The following is a 15519-nucleotide window of genomic DNA, read 5'->3' as shown; positions in this document are numbered from 1 at the left end:
CGAAAAATCCAATCAGGGAGAGAAGATGTTGTTACCGTTACCGGCGCTAATGCAGGCGCAGTTGGCTAATGTGGCAGAGCGACTTAATTTGCCACTCTCAGCGTTCACGCCAGAACAGGCGAGTGCGCTGACCTTTAGTGACTTTATCCTTGATAATCTGCAGCAGCATCCCGAATGGTGGCAGCATCTACAACAGCAGGTGCCTGCACCAGATGAGTGGCAGCACTATGCCCGCTGGCTGAAGGACGCGCTGCAAGCGGTTGATAACGAAACCTCCCTGATGCGCGAACTGCGTTTGTTCCGTCGTCATATGCTGGTGCGCATTGCCTGGATGCAGGCGCTACAGCAATCCAGCACTGAACAGAGTTTGCAGCAACTCAGCACGCTGGCGGAAATCCTTATCGCGGCGGCGCGCGATTGGGTATGGCAGGATTGCAGCCGCGATTTTGGCACGCCATGTAATGAAGCCGGTGAAGCCCAACCGATGCTGATTCTTGGCATGGGTAAACTCGGCGGCTGCGAACTCAACTTCTCTTCTGATATCGATCTGATTTTTGCCTGGCCGGAAAACGGCGTGACGCAAGGTGGACGGCGCGAGCTCGACAATGCGCAGTTCTTTACGCGCATGGGTCAGCGGCTGATTAAAGTATTAGATCAACCGACGGTGGATGGATTTGTTTATCGCGTGGATATGCGTCTGCGTCCGTTTGGTGACAGCGGTCCGCTGGTGCTGAGCTTTGCGGCACTGGAAGATTATTATCAGGAGCAAGGCCGCGACTGGGAACGCTATGCAATGGTTAAAGCGCGCCTGATGGGTGACGATCATGGCCACTGGAGCCAGGAATTGCAGCAAATGCTGCGTCCGTTCGTCTATCGACGTTATATCGATTTCAGCGTGATTCAATCGCTGCGTAACATGAAGGGCATGATTGCCCGAGAAGTACGTCGACGCGGCTTGAAAGACAACATCAAGCTTGGCGCCGGCGGCATTCGTGAAACCGAATTCATCGTTCAGGTGTTCCAACTGATTCGCGGTGGACGTGAGCGTTCACTACAGCTACGCTCCTTGCTGCCCACGCTCAAAGCAATTGGCGAGCTGGCTTTATTGAGTCCCAAGCAGGTTGATCACCTGCGTGATGCCTATCTCTTCCTGCGTCGGCTGGAAAACCTGCTGCAAAGTATTAATGATGAGCAAACGCAAACGCTGCCGGAAAACGAGCTTGATCGTCAGCGCCTGGCCTGGGCCATGGGCGCGGCAGACTGGAGCGCCCTGATGCTGCGGCTTGAACAACAGATGTCAGGCGTGCGAGCCATTTTTGATGAGCTAATTGGCGACGATGCGCCGGATGTGGACGATCAGCCACAGTTGGCCGAATTTGCCGGTTTGTGGCAGGACGCGCTGGAAGAAAGCGATCTCATCCCGGTGGTGCCGCAGCTAGCAGATGCGCAGCGTCACGCGCTTTATAACGCGCTAAACAATTTCCGCCAGGATGTAAGCCGCCGTACCATTGGTCCACGCGGTCGTCTGGCACTCGATCAGCTAATGCCGCGTTTGCTCAGTGAAGTTTGTCCGCGCGAAGATGCGGATGTGCTGCTCAACCGCCTGACACCGCTGTTACTGGGCGTGCTGACACGTAGCACCTATCTCGAGTTACTTACCGAATATCATAGCGCGCTGCGTCATCTGATTCGCCTCTGTGCCGCCTCACCCATGGTTGCCAGCCAGCTGGCACGTTATCCGCTATTACTGGATGAGCTGCTCGATCCCGCAACGCTGTATCAACCCACCGCAACCGACGCCTACCGCGACGAACTGCGTCAATATCTGCTGCGTATTCCTACCGATGACGAAGAGCAGCAACTCGAAGCGTTACGCCAGTTTAAACAGGCGCAACATCTACGTATTGCCGCTGCCGATATTGCTGAAACGCTGCCAGTGATGAAAGTGAGCGATCACTTAACCTGGCTGGCCGAAGCGATTATCGAATCCGTGGTGCAGCAGGCCTGGCAGATGATGGTGCAGCGTTATGGTCGTCCATCGCATCTTACAAGCGATAATGAGCGCGGCTTCGCGGTTGTCGGTTACGGTAAACTCGGTGGTTGGGAGCTAGGTTACAGCTCTGATCTGGATTTAGTGTTCTTACATGATTGTCCGGATGATGCTGAAACCGATGGCGAGCGCGTAATTGATGGTCGTCAGTTCTATCTACGCCTGGCGCAGCGTGTGATGCATCTGTTTAGTACGCGCACATCGTCCGGCATTTTATATGAAGTGGATGCGCGTCTGCGTCCTTCTGGCTCGGCGGGCATGCTGGTCAGTACTTTTACCGCTTTTAACGAATATCAGCGCAGCGAGGCCTGGACCTGGGAACATCAGGCGCTAGTGCGTGCGCGTATTGTGTTTGGCGAACCCGCGTTGTGTGAACGCTTTGATGATATCCGACGAGGCATTCTTTGCCTGCCGCGCGAAGCGGGCTCATTACGAAAAGAAGTGCGTGAAATGCGTGAAAAAATGCGTGCGCATCTCAGCAATAAACATAAAGGTCGCTGGGAAATTAAGACCGATGAGGGCGGTATCACCGACATTGAATTCATCGCGCAATATCTTGTCTTAGGCTACGCAGCCGATCAGCCTGCGTTGACGCGCTGGTCGGATAACGTGCGTATTTTTGAACTGATGGCGCGGCAGACGATTATGCCCGAAGAGGAAGCGCAGGCTTTAACGCACGCTTACGTTACGCTGCGTGATGCGCTGCATCATCTTGCGCTGCAGGAATTACCTGGCCATGTGGCACCAGAAGCCTTTGTCGCAGAGCGCGCAGTAGTAAACAGCAGTTGGCAGCGCTGGCTAAGCGCCACCGAATCTGACGGCGCGGAACAGTGAGCCTTATGGCTTATGTGGTAATATCCCGCGCATTATTTTGACCGTGTTGGAGTCTCTGAATGAAAGTAACACTGCCCACTTTTGGCAAGGCCACTGTGCTGGTCGTCGGCGATGTGATGTTAGACCGCTATTGGTATGGCCCAACCAGCCGTATTTCACCGGAAGCGCCGGTGCCGGTGGTGAAAGTGGATACCATTGAGGAGCGTCCAGGGGGCGCGGCAAACGTTGCAATGAACATTGCTGCACTCGGTGCAGCGTCGCGGCTTATTGGTTTGACCGGCGCCGATGACGCCGCGCGTGTACTGAGTGAAACCTTGCAGAAGGTGAATGTCGACTGCGATTTTGTGGCGGTGAAAACCCATCCAACCATTACTAAACTGCGCGTGCTATCGCGCAATCAGCAGCTGATTCGTCTCGATTTCGAAGAGGGTTTTGAGCAGATTGATCCGCAGCCAATTCACGATCGTATGCGTCAATCGCTGACACAAGCGGGTGCTCTGGTGCTTTCTGACTACGCCAAGGGCGCGCTGAACAGCATACAAACCATGATCCAACTGGCGCGTGAAGCGAAAGTGCCGGTGTTGATTGATCCAAAAGGCACGGATTTCGAGCGTTACCGCGGTGCAACGCTGCTGACGCCGAATTTGTCGGAATTTGAAGCGGTGGTGGGTAAATGCAAAACCGTCGAAGAGATTGTCAGCCGTGGCATGCAGTTAATCGCTGATTACGAACTCTCCGCGCTACTGGTAACCCGTTCTGAAAATGGTATGACACTGCTGCAGCCGGGCAAAGAACCGCTGCATCTGCCCACACAGGCGCAGGAAGTGTATGACGTTACCGGCGCGGGCGATACGGTGATTGGCGTGCTGGCAGCCGTTCTGGCCGCTGGCGACAGCCTGGAAGAGGCGTGTTTCCTCGCCAATGCTGCAGCAGGCGTAGTCGTTGGCAAGCTGGGTACTTCCACTGTTAGCACCGTTGAGTTGGAGAACGCGATTCACGCACGTCCGGAAACCGGATTTGGTGTGATGACTGAGGCAGAGTTGAAAGGCGCTGTTGCTCTGGCACGTCAGCGTGGTGAGAAAGTGGTGATGACTAACGGCGTGTTTGACATCCTACACGCTGGCCATGTTTCTTATCTGGCGAACGCGCGCAAGCTGGGCGATCGCCTGATTGTGGCTGTAAACAGTGATGCGTCCACGAAGCGTCTGAAAGGCGAAACGCGTCCAGTCAACCCACAAGAAAACCGCATGATTGTGCTGGGTGCGCTTGAAGCGGTGGATTGGGTGGTACTGTTTGAAGAGGATACGCCACAGCGTCTGATTGCTGAGGTGTTGCCGGATCTGCTGGTAAAAGGCGGTGATTATAAGCCGGAAGATATCGCGGGAAGCAAAGAGGTTTGGGCGAACGGCGGTGACGTGCGTGTGCTTAACTTCGAAGATGGCATCTCAACCAGCAATATCATCAAAACTATTCGCAGTCATTAAGTGTGAATGGGCGGGAGTCAGGCTCCCGCCGATTAGCTTATTGCGGAGTATCGATTTTCCCAGCAGGATCTGGCGTGATGATTGCCGGCGCGGGTGCCGCTGGGCTTTCACTTTCTAACTTCGCCAGGCGCTGTTCCAAAGCAGCTAACTTCTCGCGCGTGCGCAGCAGAACCTGCGTCTGCACATCAAACTCTTCACGATTCACCAGGTCCATGCGCGTCAACTGCGCCTGCAAAACCTGACGGATTTTCTTTTCGACATCATCGCCAAAATCGCGAATCCCTTTCGGCATAGCTTCATGTACCTGGCGAGCCAGTTGTTCAATTTTTTTCGTGTCGATCATGATTATTTCCTGGTTACGGTGGCCGATAGCTGCGCGTGTTCGGACTCAATAGCTATTAAGTGTAATGCCTGAAACGAAAAGGTTAAACCTGAAATCCGCAACGCAGGAAATGCAAAAGCATTTGCACTTTTGTCGATTGCCCGACCAGATGATTGGCGTTATAGTTTGTTCGCTTATTCTCAGGGCGGGGCGAAATTCCCCACCGGCGGTAAATCAGCTTTAGCTGAAAGCCCGCGAGCGCTCTCACAGCAATGTGAAAGGTCAGCAGATCCGGTGTAATTCCGGAGCCGACGGTTAAAGTCCGGATGGGAGAGGGTAACGACATCAGCCGGGCTTTGCCCGCGCGTCACGTTATTGCCATGTGTTCTGTACGCACTCCTAAGCACGCCCTGGTTCTGGTAACTCATATTTTATAAGGTTTTTTTACCATGAATCAGACGCTTCTTTCTGAATTTGGCACGCCTGAACAGCGTGTAGAACGTGCCATTGATGCGCTGCGCAACGGTCGCGGTGTAATGGTGCTTGACGATGAAAATCGTGAAAACGAAGGTGACATGATCTTCCCGGCAGAAACCATGACCGTGGAACAGATGGCATTAACCATTCGTCACGGTAGCGGTATTGTTTGCCTCTGCATTACTGAAGAGCGCCGCCAGCAGCTTGAGCTGCCAATGATGGTGGAAACGAATACCAGCGCGTACGGCACAGGTTTCACGGTGACTATTGAAGCCGCAAGCGGTGTCACCACCGGTGTTTCTGCTGCCGATCGTATCACCACCATTCGTGCTGCAGTGGCTGATGGTGCCAAGCCTTCAGACCTTAACCGCCCGGGCCATGTTTTTCCGCTGCGTGCGCGTGAAGGCGGAGTGTTGTCTCGTGGCGGGCATACTGAAGCGACTATCGATCTGGTGACGCTGGCAGGATTTAAACCTGCGGGCGTGCTGTGCGAATTGACCAATGATGATGGCAGCATGGCGCACGCGCCAGAAGCGATCGTGTTTGCTAAGCAACATGATATGCCGGTCGTCACCATTGAAGATCTGGTGGCGTATCGCCGTCAGCGTGAAACGCGTCACGCCAGCTAACTGAATGGATGTGCAAGAAAAAGGCCGGGTAGATATCTACCCGGCCTTTTTATGTTTTAGCGATTGGCATAAAACACGTGATTGCCAATTACCACAGTACGCTGAAAGGTATGACGCCATGCCGGTTTGACGCTATGTGCATGGAAGAAGGTCGCACCTTTTGTCACGTCTTCTAATTCCCCTTCAACGATCTTCTGTGCCAGATTCCTGGCGCGCTGCCAGCTCTTATCTTCATGTGGTGGGTAACGATAAGGATTTTTCTTGAGAGACGTCCAGGAGAACTGCTTTGGTGCGTACACCACAGGACAGATCTCTTTGACATCCCAGTTCGCACGGTTCATGGTCACCGTGCCAACGGCTATTTGTCCTTTAATCGGTTCGCCACGCGCTTCATGGTAGATATTCATCGCCAGGCACAATATTGCTCCCTGAATTAACATATATTCCACTGCTCTTGTTTCTAAAATCGAGTGGAGTTTAAGAAGCATATTTAAGGGATGTAACAAGACCGGTCTCGCTCAGTCTTACGTGCGCGCTATATCACTGATAAATAGAACAACGTAAAGTTTTATTGCGACAATTCTTCCATCAACTTCCCTCTCTCAGTTTGTCATTGAGTCCTAAAGCCAATCAGGAGCGCATGATGCTAAATCATGCCTGAATATCATTCAAATTTTCTGAATGAATTCATCATGCTTATCAGCGTTAATCCTTATGCGAAAGCGCGTATCGTAACGTTTAACAAAGCGACACTTCGTCAGAGGATTAATCATGAGCACTACACGCATGCCTGCGCTGTTCCTTGGCCACGGTAGCCCGATGAACGTACTGGAAGATAATCGTTATACCCAAACCTGGCAGCATTTGGGCGCCACCTTGCCGCGTCCACGCGCGATTCTCGCGGTTTCGGCGCACTGGTACACACGCGGCACGGCGGTGACGGCGATGAATAATCCACGCACTATCCATGATTTTGGCGGGTTCCCTCAGGCGCTATTTGATGTGCGATATCCGGCGCCCGGGTCGCCCGAACTCGCTCAGCAAATCATTGATTTACTCGCACCAATCGCAGTTCATGCCGATCAGGAGTGGGGGTTTGATCATGGTTCCTGGGGTGTACTGGCAAAAATGTATCCCGATGCTGATATCCCGGTGGTGCAATTAAGTATCGACGGCACCAAACCTGCCGAATGGCACTACGCGTTAGGTCAAAAGCTGGCGTCATTGCGAGAAGCAGGAGTGATGATCGTTGCGAGCGGTAACGTGGTGCACAATCTGCGCATGCTGCGCTGGCAGGGAGCTGAAACCGCGTATCCGTGGGCGGAGCGTTTTAATCAGTTTGTGCGGGATAATTTGGCTTTCCAGGGCGAGGCCGCGGATCATCCGCTGGTGAACTTTATGCAGCATCCAGATGCACAGCAGTCGAATCCAACGCCTGAACACTATTTACCGCTGCTCTATATTCTCGGCGCGCGTGCCGCTGATGAAGCGATTACCCTTCCCGTGGAAGGGATGGAAATGGGCGCGATCAGTATGATGTCAGTGCAGATTGGCTAACGAACGCAGCCGCCCGAAGCGTGCGGGCGGCGTCGCGTTTACTCAATAAAGACGTGCGGATAGAAACGCGACAGATCCTGAGTGATCAGTGCGCGATCTTCACGCAGGCCGATGCCGGCAGGTTGATCGTCAATCAGCCAGCTACCAATCAGCGTGTAGCTATCACCAAATTTGGGTAACTGATAGAACTGCTGGATAATCGTGCCTTCTTCGCCATATGGACCCTCGGCGCGCGCGATTTCCTGACCGTTTTCAATAATGCGAATATTGGCACCTTCGCGGGAAAACAGCGGTTTCACCACATATTTATCCATCTGCGGCGCGTTTTCATCATCTTCAAAGTAAGCCGGCAGCAAGTTAGGATGGTTGGGGAACATCTCCCACAATAATGGCAAGAGCGCTTTATTGGAAATAATGCTTTTCCACGCCGGTTCCAGCCAGCGCACACCGGCGTCCGCCAGCTTGGTGGAGAACACCTCGCGCAGCATGAATTCCCACGGATAGAGCTTGAACAGATTACTGATGACCTGATCGTTTACATCGGTAAACTGGCCTCTTTCACCCAATCCAATCTCATCAATATAGAGAAACTCGCTCGGCAGCCCGGCTTCGGTGGCGCAGTCCTGCAAATATTGCACTGTGGCACGATCTTCTTCGGTATCCCGACAGCAGGAGAAGTGAAGCCAGTTGAAACCGAATTGCTGATGCAGTGTGGCGAAGCGATCGATCAGCTTCTCTTGCAGGCTGTTGAATTGGTCGCTGCCCTGCGGCAGGTTGCCCGCTTTGACCTGATCCTCCAGCCAGATCCACTGGAAGAAAGCAGCTTCATACAATGAAGTAGGCGTATCAGCATTGTTTTCCAGCAGCTTGGCGTCACCTTTGCCATCCCATGCCAGATCGAGGCGTGAATAGAGTGATGGCTGGCGCAACTTCCAGGATTCACGCACAAAATCCCAGGTGTGCTTAGGAATGCAGAAACGGGTGAGTAGCTCGTCACTGTTCACCACTTTCTCCACCGCCTGCAAACTCATCTGGTGCAGTTCGGCGGTGGTATCTTCCAGCTGTTCAACCTGCGCGAGCGTGAAATGGTAGTAAGCGTCTTCACACCAGTAAGGTTCGCCATACATGGTGTGAAACTGAAAACCATATTCTGCTGCTTTTTCACGCCAGTCTGGACGTTCCTGGATTGGAATACGTTGCATGCTGCGGCTTAGCCTCCCAGCGAGCGGCTGCCGGTGCCTGAGGCACTGCTGCGCTGCATGGTGTTTTGTTTTGCCACGCTGTCACCAAAGCCGCCACGCGTGATGGTGGAAGTGGTCGCGGGTTTAGGCGCCATCGCTGTTTTCGGCACGTTAATGGTGCGGCCCGATGTCGCATTGCCGTAGTTTTTACCCGCAGCATCAACAAATTTACCATTTGCCGGGCTGTTAGGATTTTTTGGCGAGAAGAGCGGCTGTTGGGCAAAACCTGCGCCGCCGCTCATCATACGCCCCATCATGTAACCGGCCATCAACGGCATCCAGAAGCTACCGCTTTGCTGTGCTTCGGCATTATTAGCGGTAGTCCCTACGCCCGCTTGCGCTGGAGTTTGCTGGCACTGGTTTTCACCAAATTCAGCCACACAATCTTCACGCGTGGCATATTTTGGCGCAGTACGTTCGGCTTCTTTCTGTGCGTTGTTATACGCAGTGGTACATTGCGCGCTCTGGCCAGGGTTGGCTTTTGCACAATCATCCGCGTTTTGATAGAGCGACACCGTTTCATCACTCTGTTCGCAGCCTGCCAGCATAAACACTGCGCTAACGGCAAAGGCGACTGGCGTTAAGTGGCGTGCCTGCCAGCTTTTACGGAAAGCGGCATGGCGAATATTTTTCGTCCGTTTCATTTTTTTCATCCTGTGCCCAAAGGTGGGGTAAGGATAGGGGATGAGCGGTGGAAAATGAAGCGGGAAGCCAGATGGGGAAAGGATCTTTACGTAGCTATACGATTGAATGCGAAAGGGGCCGCATGCGGCCCCTTGGGGAATTAATTACCGAATGGATTTCCACTGCTGCGTGCGGCAGCTGGACGGGCTTGTGCGGCGGCAGAAGGCGATGATGCCTTAGGACCGTTATCGACACGCGCGGCCTGTTGGTTATTTTCCGGCGCTACCACTTCTGGTGTAGTGGTAATCTCTTTGCCCAGCGTGCTATTCAGCTGCTGCAGATCCTGCTCGTTGAGCGTACCCAGCGCATACTTGATGTTCAGCTGGTTGATCAGGTAGCTGTAACGCGCATCAGAAAGCTGCTGTTTGGCGTTGAACAGGGTGGTAGTTGCATCCAGTACATCAACGATAGTACGCGTACCCACCTGATAGCCGGCTTCCATCGCATCCAATGAGCTTTGTGCAGAGACCACTGCCTGCTTGTAGGCATCGATGCTGCTGATAGACGCATTTACGTTGTTGAACGATGAACGAACCGTCTGAACCGCGCTACGGTGTGCGCCTTCAAGCTGTTCGCTGGCAGCCACATAGTTGTACTGCGCCTGTTTCACCTGAGAGGTAACCGAACCGCCGCTGTACAGCGGCATGGTGAAGCTCAGGCCAACCTGGTTAGAACCGGTGATCGAGTCAGTGCTACCGGCACTCTGGTTAGCGCGGCTGCCGCCATATTTGCTGTTCGACATACCTGTTGAAGCGGTCAAATCCAGCGTTGGCATATGCCCGGTTTCGGCTGAGCGAATCTGCTCACGCGCCAGATCCTGGCTCAAACGCGCAGACAATAACGTCAAATTACGGCTTTCTGCTTCTTTCAACAGGCTGGCAACGGCGTCTGGACGCGCGGTTTTGAAACGATCGATATTCAGTGAAGCCAGCGACAGATAATCCATGCCGGTAATCTGGCGCAGCGATTCCACCGCATTATCGAGGTTGTTACGTGCGGTTACTTCGTTAGCCAGCACGGTGTCATACTGTGCGCGGGCGTTCTGTACGTCGGTAATCGCCACCAGGCCAACGTTGAAGCGTTGCGTGGTTTGATCCAATTCGCGGTAGATCGACTGTTTCTGTGCTTCGGTGTAAGAAAGCGTATCGATTGCCTTCAACACGTTGAAATAGGCTGTTGCACTGTTCAGAATCAGGTCTTGCTGGGCAACCTGATAAGTGACGTCTTGAATACCGGCCTGTTTTTCCTGCAGCGACAGCGCACGCCATTTCGACATATCGAAAATAGTTTGAGTTAATTGCAGAGATGCGCTGGTCGTGTTGGAATGAATTCCGCTGCTGTCACGGTAGCCGTTGTTATAAGTGTAATCTGCGCCCAAACCTAACTGCGGCAATAAAGGACTACGCGCTTCATTAATTTTCTCAAATGCAGCGTCGCGGTCAGCGGCAGAAGATCGCAGATCGGGGTTGCTAAGGCGCGCCTGCTGATAGACCTGCAACAGGTTTTCTGCCTGGCTGGCAAGGCTGAATCCGCCCAGGCTCAGTCCAATAAAAAGTGGGAGCAGTTTTTTCATTTGCATTCCTTTTGTTGCAGCAAAATGCACGGGTAGTGCTGCAGGTAAGCCAAAAAAATAATCGCCGATTCTACAGAGGCGGCGTCAGAGATAAGTTGGCTGAACGTGCCTTCTTCCCCTAATTTACGTAAATAATTCAAAAAGAACCACTCGGACGGAGCGGTAGACTTGGCTTTTCTTTGCTCCATCCCAATCTGCATAAGGAATCAGACGATGATGAGTGAAAAAAAATCCCCTGTGACTTTCACAAAAAACGATGTAGAAATTATTGCACGCGAAACGCGTTACGATGGTTTTTTTTCCATCGTTAGCTACCGTTTCCGTCACCGCCGTTTTAATGGCGAAATGAGTGGTGAAGTGGTACGCGAAGTTTTTGAGCGCGGACACGCCGCCGTGCTGCTACCCTATGATCCCTTACGTGACGAAGTGGTGCTGATCGAACAGATCCGCATTCCTGCTTTTGATTCCAGCCCAACGCCCTGGCTGCTGGAAATGGTGGCTGGCATCATTGAATCGGGCGAAACGCCAGAAGATGTCGCGCGACGTGAGGCGGTAGAAGAAGCGGGCCTCAAGGTTGGCCGCGTGAAACCGATAGTGAATTACTTAGCCAGCCCAGGCGGAACGTCAGAGCGTTTGTCGGTGCTGGTGGGCGAAGTGGATGCCAGCCTGGCAGAGGGAAATCACGGGCTGGAGGAAGAGAATGAGGATATTCTTGTCCATGTGGTGAGCCGCGAACAGGCTTACCGTTGGGTGGAAGAGGGGATTATTGATAACGCGGCATCTGTCATCGCCTTGCAATGGCTGGCGTTGCACCATGAAAAACTACGAGAAGAGTGGAAGCAATTATGAAACAGCGCTATACCCCTGACTTTCCCGAAATGATGCGTCTGTGCGAAACCAATTTCGCCCAGTTGCGTCGCCTGCTGCCGCGCAATGATGAGGCGGGTGCATCGGTGATCTATCAGGTGAATGGCGCCAGCTATCAGCTCACCATCGAAGAATCGACGCGTTACACCACGCTGGTGGAAGTGCGTCAGGTGGCGCCTGCAGTGAGCTACTGGAGCCTGCCCTCTATGTCGGTGCGGCTCTACCATGATGCGATGGTCGCTGAAGTGTGTTCCACTAAACAGATCTACCGTTTTAAAGCGCGCTATGATTATCCTAATAAAAAACTGCATCAGCGCGATGAAAAACATCAGATTAACCAGTTCCTTGCGGATTGGTTGCGTTACTGCCTAGCGCACGGCGCTGTAGCAGTACCGGTCTGCTGATAGCGTAAAACGCAACGATGGCGTGGAGATTAAGGAAACGCTTTGGATAGCCTGCTAACTCTTCCTGCGCAAGATGGGTCTGATATCAGGATTCTACAAATCACAGATACCCATCTTTTTGCCGGAAAACATCAATCGCTGCTCGGGGTAAACACCTGGTCGAGTTTTGATGCGGTGCTGGATGCGATTGAGGTACAACAGCGCCAGTATGATCTGATTATTGCCACTGGCGATCTCGCTCAGGATCATACCGTCGAAGCTTACCAACACTTTGTAGCAGGGATTAATCGTCTGCCGAAGCCGTGCGTTTGGCTGCCGGGTAATCACGATTTTCAGCCGGCAATGGTAAATACGTTGGCTGATGCTGGCATTAAGTCAGATAAGCATGTTCTGTTAGGTGATCACTGGCAGTTAGTGTTGCTGGATAGCCAGGTATTTGGTGTACCGCACGGTATGTTGAGTGAATACCAGCTGGAGTGGCTGGACACCGCGCTACGTAAGTATCCTGAGCGTCATACCTTGGTGTTGCTGCATCATCATCCGCTGGCTTCCGGTTGTACCTGGTTAGATCAGCACAGCTTGCGCAATCCACATCAGTTGGAAGCGGTACTGCAGCACTTCCCGCGCGCGCGCAATTTGGTTTGTGGCCACATTCATCAGGAACTCGATCTTGACTGGCACGGCCGCCGCGTGTTGGCTTCGCCATCGACCTGCGTTCAGTTCAAACCGCATTGCACCAACTTCACCATTGATACGCTTGCTCCAGGCTGGCGCTGGTTCACCTTGCAGCCCGATGGCACGCTGGAAACCGAAGTGAACCGCCTGCAAAGTGACATGTTCCGCCCCGATCTTGACTCCGAGGGCTACTAGGCAATGGCGGCGCTGATCTATCTGCACGGATTCAACAGCTCTCCACAATCGGCGAAAGCCACACAGCTGCAGCAATGGCTCAACGAGCAGCATCCACACATCAATGTTATGGTGCCGCAGTTACCGACGTTCCCGGCAGAAGCCGCCAGCATGCTGGAAGATCTGGTGATGCAATATGCCGGTGAACCGCTGGGATTGGTGGGATCGTCGCTCGGCGGCTATTTTGCGACCTGGCTGTCGCAGTGCTTTATGTTGCCAGCGGTGGTGGTTAATCCCGCCGTACGGCCGTTTGAGCTGCTGGTGGATTACCTCGGTGAAAACCGTAATCCCTACACCGGCCAGCAATATGTGTTAGAGTCTCGCCACATTTACGATCTGAAAGTAATGCAGATTGACCCTCTTGAAGCGCCCGATTTACTCTGGCTGTTGCAACAAACCGGCGATGAAATTCTCGATTATCGCCAGGCGCTGGAGTATTACAGCGCATGCCGCCAGACGGTTGAAGAGGGCGGCAATCATGCCTATATCGGATTCGAACGCCATTTCGCACAAATCGTTGATTTTCTGGGATTAAACACTCAGTGATGTTGTGAGGTGGGGCCATTTTCCTATTGCTAATCAGACATTTACGATGAGCCAATCAAGCTATAATGCCGATGCCATTGAGGTCCTGACCGGCCTTGAACCCGTGCGTCGTCGTCCGGGGATGTACACCGACACCACGCGCCCGAACCATCTGGGTCAGGAAGTGATCGATAACAGCGTCGATGAGGCGCTGGCCGGTCACGCCAAACGCGTGGAAGTGATTCTTCATGCCGATCAGTCGCTGGAAGTCATTGATGACGGTCGTGGCATGCCGGTAGATATCCATCCGGAAGAGGGCGTGCCTGCGGTTGAGCTGATTCTCTGTCGGCTGCATGCGGGCGGCAAATTCTCCAACAAAAACTATCAATTTTCAGGCGGCTTGCACGGCGTAGGCATCTCTGTGGTTAACGCCTTGTCGAAGCGCGTGGAAGTTACCGTGCGTCGAAATGGTGAGATTTATCAGATTGCTTTTGAAAATGGCGATAAAGTGCAGGATCTTACGGTTATCGGCACCGTCGGTAAACGCAACACCGGCACCAGCGTGCACTTCTGGCCAGATGAAAGCTTCTTTGATAGCCCGCGTTTCTCGGTTTCCCGCTTATCGCATTTGTTAAAAGCCAAAGCCGTATTGTGTCCGGGCGTTGAGATTGTCTTTAAAGACAAGGTCAACGACACCGAACAAACCTGGATGTATCAGGATGGCCTGACCGATTACCTGTGTGAAGCGATTGACGGCTTGCCAACGCTGCCAGAAAAACCGTTCGTTGGCAGTTTTGCTGGTGATGTGGAAGCGGTAGATTGGGCACTGCTGTGGCTACCGGAAGGCGGTGAACTGCTGACGGAAAGCTACGTTAACCTCATCCCAACCATGCAGGGCGGCACGCACGTCAACGGCTTGCGTCAGGGATTGCTGGATGCCATGCGTGAGTTCTGCGAATACCGCAACATTCTGCCGCGCGGCGTGAAGCTCTCAGCCGAAGATATCTGGGATCGCTGTGCGTACGTGCTATCGGTGAAAATGCAGGATCCGCAGTTTGCCGGTCAAACCAAAGAGCGCCTGTCGTCACGTCAATGTGCGGCATTCGTATCGGCAGTGGTGAAAGATGCTTTTAGCCTGTGGCTGAACCAAAACGTGCAGGCCGCTGAAATGCTGGCCGAGCTGGCAATTTCCAGCGCGCAGCGCCGTATGCGTGCCGCAAAGAAAGTGGTGCGTAAAAAGCTCACCAGCGGACCGGCGCTGCCAGGCAAGTTGGCAGACTGCACCGCACAGGATTTAAATCGAACCGAATTGTTCCTCGTCGAGGGGGATTCTGCAGGCGGATCCGCCAAGCAGGCGCGCGATCGCGATTATCAGGCGATCATGCCACTGAAAGGTAAAATCCTGAATACCTGGGAAGTCTCTTCCGATGAAGTGTTGGCCTCGCAGGAAGTGCATGATATTTCGGTAGCCATCGGTATCGATCCCGATAGCGAAGATCTTAGCCAGCTGCGTTACGGCAAAATCTGTATTCTGGCGGATGCAGACTCCGATGGGCTGCACATTGCCACCTTGCTATGCGCGCTATTTGTGAAGCATTTCCGTTCGCTGGTGCAGCACGGCCACGTGTATGTTGCGATGCCGCCGTTGTATCGCATCGATCTCGGTAAAGAGGTCTATTACGCGCTGGATGAAGACGAGAAAGAAGGCGTGCTGGAGCAACTGAAGCGTAAGAAAGGGAAGCCGAACGTGCAGCGCTTTAAAGGGTTGGGTGAAATGAACCCGCTGCAGTTGCGCGAGACCACGCTCGATCCAAATACGCGTCGCCTGGTGCAGCTCACCGTTAGTGACGAGGATGTCGATCAAACGCTGCGCGTGATGGATATGCTGCTGGCGAAGAAGCGCTCGGAAGATCGTCGAAACTGGCTGCAAGAGAAAGGCGATCTCGCCGACCTCGAAGTCTAA

14 protein-coding genes and 1 riboswitch are annotated in these 15519 nt (G+C 53.2%); of the genes, 9 read left to right on the top strand and 5 right to left on the bottom strand.

Annotated elements, in window-relative coordinates; genetic code table 11:
- The first annotated feature begins 25 nt into the window (after positions 1 to 25).
- The gene (glnE, locus tag ACRQ84_RS12245; RefSeq protein ID WP_483816210.1) at positions 26 to 2884 is read left to right on the top strand and encodes a bifunctional [glutamate--ammonia ligase]-adenylyl-L-tyrosine phosphorylase/[glutamate--ammonia-ligase] adenylyltransferase; all 2859 of its coding nucleotides are present in this window, start codon (positions 26 to 28) and stop codon (positions 2882 to 2884) included.
- A gap of 59 nt (positions 2885 to 2943) precedes the next feature.
- Positions 2944 to 4368 (top strand): bifunctional D-glycero-beta-D-manno-heptose-7-phosphate kinase/D-glycero-beta-D-manno-heptose 1-phosphate adenylyltransferase HldE, encoded by a 1425-nt coding sequence (hldE, locus tag ACRQ84_RS12240; RefSeq protein WP_483816209.1) that lies wholly within the window; start codon positions 2944 to 2946, stop codon positions 4366 to 4368.
- 37 nt (positions 4369 to 4405) lie between these two features.
- On the opposite strand, the gene ubiK is transcribed toward hldE, so the two are convergent.
- A complete protein-coding gene (ubiK, locus tag ACRQ84_RS12235; RefSeq protein ID WP_008103418.1) occupies positions 4406 to 4711 on the bottom strand; it encodes a ubiquinone biosynthesis accessory factor UbiK in 306 nt (101 codons plus the stop codon).
- 171 nt (positions 4712 to 4882) lie between these two features.
- Positions 4883 to 5032: riboswitch (FMN riboswitch) on the top strand.
- A 107-nt stretch (positions 5033 to 5139) separates the two neighbouring features.
- On the opposite strand from ubiK, the gene ribB reads away from it, so the two are divergent.
- Positions 5140 to 5796, top strand: a complete 657-nt coding sequence (gene ribB, locus ACRQ84_RS12230) for a 3,4-dihydroxy-2-butanone-4-phosphate synthase (RefSeq protein ID WP_008103416.1) — start codon at positions 5140 to 5142, stop codon at positions 5794 to 5796.
- Positions 5797 to 5852: 56 nt separating this feature from the next.
- Here ribB and ACRQ84_RS12225 read toward each other — a convergent pair whose 3' ends face one another.
- Positions 5853 to 6236 carry a cell wall hydrolase gene (locus ACRQ84_RS12225; protein WP_064738475.1) on the bottom strand — a complete coding sequence of 128 codons (384 nt, stop codon included), beginning with the start codon at positions 6234 to 6236 and terminating at the stop codon, positions 5853 to 5855.
- A 331-nt stretch (positions 6237 to 6567) separates the two neighbouring features.
- Between ACRQ84_RS12225 and ygiD the strand changes: the two genes are divergently transcribed.
- Entirely contained in the window at positions 6568 to 7353 is a 786-nt protein-coding gene (ygiD, locus tag ACRQ84_RS12220) for a 4,5-DOPA-extradiol-dioxygenase (RefSeq protein WP_064738476.1), read from the top strand.
- 38 nt (positions 7354 to 7391) lie between these two features.
- Here the strand turns inward: ygiD and ACRQ84_RS12215 are convergent, their stop codons facing one another.
- The 3 genes from ACRQ84_RS12215 to tolC all read right to left on the bottom strand — a co-directional run bounded on the left by ACRQ84_RS12215 (position 7392) and on the right by tolC (position 10851).
- Entirely contained in the window at positions 7392 to 8555 is a 1164-nt protein-coding gene (locus ACRQ84_RS12215) for a glutathionylspermidine synthase family protein (protein WP_483816208.1), read from the bottom strand.
- Between the two features lie 8 nt (positions 8556 to 8563).
- The gene (locus ACRQ84_RS12210) at positions 8564 to 9238 is read right to left on the bottom strand and encodes a DUF1190 family protein (RefSeq protein ID WP_061720467.1); all 675 of its coding nucleotides are present in this window, start codon (positions 9236 to 9238) and stop codon (positions 8564 to 8566) included.
- A gap of 140 nt (positions 9239 to 9378) precedes the next feature.
- A complete protein-coding gene (tolC, locus tag ACRQ84_RS12205; RefSeq protein ID WP_064738478.1) occupies positions 9379 to 10851 on the bottom strand; it encodes an outer membrane channel protein TolC in 1473 nt (490 codons plus the stop codon).
- A gap of 213 nt (positions 10852 to 11064) precedes the next feature.
- Here tolC and nudF point away from each other — a divergent pair, with 213 nt between their 5' ends.
- Genes nudF through parE form a run of 5 tightly spaced genes read left to right on the top strand, consistent with a single transcriptional unit; the run spans position 11065 to position 15519 of the window.
- A complete protein-coding gene (gene nudF, locus ACRQ84_RS12200; RefSeq protein WP_483816207.1) occupies positions 11065 to 11700 on the top strand; it encodes an ADP-ribose diphosphatase in 636 nt (211 codons plus the stop codon).
- Positions 11697 to 12122 carry a DUF1249 family protein gene (locus tag ACRQ84_RS12195; protein ID WP_008103400.1) on the top strand — a complete coding sequence of 142 codons (426 nt, stop codon included), beginning with the start codon at positions 11697 to 11699 and terminating at the stop codon, positions 12120 to 12122. Before nudF ends, ACRQ84_RS12195 begins: the two co-directional genes overlap by 4 nt.
- Before the next feature lie 42 nt (positions 12123 to 12164).
- The gene (gene cpdA, locus ACRQ84_RS12190) at positions 12165 to 12992 is read left to right on the top strand and encodes a 3',5'-cyclic-AMP phosphodiesterase (RefSeq protein ID WP_064738481.1); all 828 of its coding nucleotides are present in this window, start codon (positions 12165 to 12167) and stop codon (positions 12990 to 12992) included.
- 3 nt (positions 12993 to 12995) lie between these two features.
- A complete protein-coding gene (yqiA, locus tag ACRQ84_RS12185) occupies positions 12996 to 13577 on the top strand; it encodes an esterase YqiA (protein ID WP_064738482.1) in 582 nt (193 codons plus the stop codon).
- A 46-nt stretch (positions 13578 to 13623) separates the two neighbouring features.
- Entirely contained in the window at positions 13624 to 15519 is a 1896-nt protein-coding gene (gene parE / locus ACRQ84_RS12180) for a DNA topoisomerase IV subunit B (protein WP_064738483.1), read from the top strand.

The sequence above is a fragment of the Pantoea sp. E2023-21 genome (assembly GCF_051302795.1).
Taxonomy (GTDB): Bacteria; Pseudomonadota; Gammaproteobacteria; order Enterobacterales; family Enterobacteriaceae; genus Pantoea; species Pantoea ludwigii_A.
Note: the sequence above shows the minus strand (reverse complement) of the source record. Positions and strands in the feature narration are given on the sequence as shown.